Source organism: Schwartzia sp. (in: firmicutes), from assembly GCF_978017985.1.
Genome location: NZ_CDXDFU010000173.1, coordinates 1 through 2,827, shown reverse-complemented (window position 1 = coordinate 2,827; position 2,827 = coordinate 1). Strand labels below are relative to the sequence as shown.

Sequence of the window (2,827 nt, the reverse complement as noted above, 5' to 3'; positions counted from 1 at the left end):
CTACTTTTGCGTCAGCCGCGCGGGAACCTAAGTATGTTTTGCTGCTGCACTGTCGGCCGCGTCGAACTGTATCGGTAAACTCCTTCCGGCACTGCGTGCCACCTCCCTCATATAGGGAGGCAATTACAAGCCCCACTCTTTGAGGGGGGTGACAGCCAAAGGCTGTCGGGGGGAGTAAGATCAAAATAATGTCGAATCAAAGTTTAAGCAACATAGACAAATCATCCATAATGCTTATATGGGGGTAGCTTTCCAGCTGCTCCTTTTTTGTTGTTCCTGTGGTGACGCCTGCGAAATCTATACCGGCATTCTGTGCGGCCTGGGCGTCCACGAGGTTGTCTCCTACATACAGGGCTTCGGATTTTTCAGCGCCGAAGCGTTCCAGCGCCATAAGAAGTCCTTCCGGGTGAGGCTTGAGGTTTTTGAGTTCAAAGTTTCCTATGATGAAATCTATTAACTCAGCGCCGCCGTCACGGTCGAATTTTTCCTGAATCCTGTGGCTGGTCTTCGAGGATATTATGGCGATATGCTTGCCTGCATCATGCAGGGCAGAGAGCGTCTTGAGGGTTGACGGGTAAAAATGAGTCCCCGGTGTCATGTATGTATCAGCGTAGACCTTGTACCGTGTGATGAAGTCGCCTATGCGCTCAGCATCTTTCGTACCGAGTATGCGGCCTACGGCTTCGGTCATGGGAAGTCCGATGGTGCGGGTTATTGTTTCGGGCTGCACACGGGGCAGGCTCAGTTCATCAAGGGTTCGCATAAAGCAGCCCACGATACCCTCTGAGGAGTCCACAAGTGTATAGTCAAAATCGAAGAGATAGTACGAGTACATGAATAATCTCCTTTCGGAAAGCTGTCATATCCCACGGCGAAAATGCGGGATATATGTATAGTATCATTTTTTTGTTCTAATCGGGAAGTTTTGCTTAAACTTTTCTTTATGGAAAAACTGGAATGAAGGCGTTATAATTAGGGGTGGAGCCGTCTGTACGCAGAGGTCGGCAGGCGGCTCCGGAATACAGCGCAAAAGGAGGTGAAGCAAGAGGAACTATGGCATGGATTTATGCAGTAAGAAAAGGACACAAGCCGGGGATTTATTACGACGCGGACGCGTATCAGTCCGCTATTGACGGATTCCCGGGGGCGGAGGGCCGCCGGTTTCAGGACGAGGCGGCCGCGAAACGGTATATGGCCGGAGAGGACCCGGTCAAAAAGGGCATCTATGCAGTCAGACGCGGCAGAGTGCCGGGGATTTATTTCACGGCAGCGGAATGCGAAGAACAGGTACGCGGGTTCAACGGAGCGGAGAGTCAAAGATTTCACACTCTTGAGGACGCAAAGCGGTATCTGGCTTCGAAGGAAGATTCGGGCATGCGCGGACCCTCAAGGGGAGCGTCCTACGGACGCGGAGGCGCAAGACCGCGTGACACGTATAACGGAAGAACGGGCAGTTTCCGTGGCCGGGAGGTACGTCACCGCAGATTTGTGCGGACACCGCACAGCGTTCGCGGGGATTTTGAAAACCACCCGGGGGCGGCATCGCAGCTCAGAGAAGGCGGAGCTCGCGCGGGGGAGCGTGTGGCTCAGCCGATCATGGTCTATACGGACGGAGGATGCCTGGTACACGAGGACGGTGCCGGCGGATATGCCGCCGTCATCTGCCTGCCGAACGGGAATCGCAAAGAGATTTCCGGCGGCGTCGATATGACACGAAGCGACCGCATGGAGCTTTTGGCGGCAGCCACCGCGCTTCGGACACTTGATACCTATGCTGACAAGGGGGACCGCGTTCAGGTCTACACAGACAGCCAGTATCTGTATCAGGGAGTAACGAAAAAGATTTGGACGGAATGGTCCGAAGAGGAAGCGAAAAAAGCGCTCAATTATGACCTGTGGGCCGACCTCCGTGAGATGACGGAGGAATACGATATAACGTGGTTCTGGGTAAAGGGACACAGCGGAAACCCTATGAACGAGCGCTGCGACTGGCTGGCGACAGAGGCAGCCAAAAGAACCGTCGCTGAGAAAAAATGGGTTCCGGACTTTGCGGCACAGCTTGAGGCTGCAAAAAACCGTATAAAGGAACTGGAACGGGCGAACAAAAAACTGGCATCTGATGCGGACCGCCTTCGCCTGCTCGCAGAGGACAGGCTGTCGGTATCGGACAGAGACTTATTTCAGGCCGTGTATAACGAAAGCGTTTCGGGCTTCCTCAAGTGGAAGATGAAACGCTGGATGGCAAAACGCAAGTGAAAATGAAGCCCATGGCTGTGAGAAGGAAAGATGATACGGATATCCTTCCCACACCATGGGATTTTTTTATGAAATGAAAAAACAGCACTCATATTTTTACGCAAAAACCTTGTACGGTTTTTAGTGTTAAGTTACAGCAATTTTCTTTTAATAACAGATACAGGAGTGATTCTCATGCAGCTTAAACCCGTTTTGACAATAGCAGGAAGTGATTCCAGCGGTGGAGCCGGCATACAGGCGGACCTGAAAACAATGCTGGCCAACGGAGTGTTCGGCATGAGCGCAGTGACAGCCCTTACGGCGCAAAACACCCGGGGAGTCACGGATATTCTTGAGGCCTCTCCTGAGTTTTTGAAGGCTGAAATTGACGCGGTGTTTACAGATATTCCTCCTGCAGCCGTGAAGGTGGGGATGGTGGCATCTGTCCCGCTTATCAAAACAATCGCGGCGTGCCTGAGGGAATACAGGGCAGAGCATGTGGTGGTGGACCCTGTGATGGTTGCCACCAGCGGCGCGAGACTCATCGCGGAGGACGCAGTGGAGGCTCTCACGGAGGAGCTTTTTCCCCTGG

Annotated in this window: 3 protein-coding genes; 2 read left to right on the top strand and 1 reads right to left on the bottom strand. The window is 53.0% G+C overall.

Annotation, left to right across the window (positions count from 1 at the left end; translation table 11 throughout):
• Window positions 1-196: 196 nt before the first annotated feature.
• A complete protein-coding gene (locus tag ACY69O_RS07635; protein WP_462332874.1) occupies window positions 197-835 on the bottom strand; it encodes an HAD family hydrolase in 639 nt (212 codons plus the stop codon).
• A 143-nt stretch (window positions 836-978) separates the two neighbouring features.
• Here ACY69O_RS07635 and ACY69O_RS07630 point away from each other — a divergent pair, with 143 nt between their 5' ends.
• Together ACY69O_RS07630 and thiD are read left to right on the top strand one after the other, a co-directional pair.
• Complete coding sequence (locus tag ACY69O_RS07630; RefSeq protein ID WP_462332873.1) at window positions 979-2,256, top strand: ribonuclease H family protein; 1,278 nt, start codon at window positions 979-981, stop codon at window positions 2,254-2,256.
• 174 nt (window positions 2,257-2,430) lie between these two features.
• Window positions 2,431-2,827, top strand: a 397-nt coding sequence (gene thiD / locus ACY69O_RS07625; RefSeq protein ID WP_462332872.1) for a bifunctional hydroxymethylpyrimidine kinase/phosphomethylpyrimidine kinase, incomplete at its 3' end; no start/stop codon positions are given.

Bases quoted from the DNA above. Each gene is read 5' to 3' on its own strand.
- ACY69O_RS07635 (WP_462332874.1), bottom strand. From the start codon at position 835: ATGTACTCGTACTATCTCTTCGATTTTGACTATACACTTGTGGACTCC.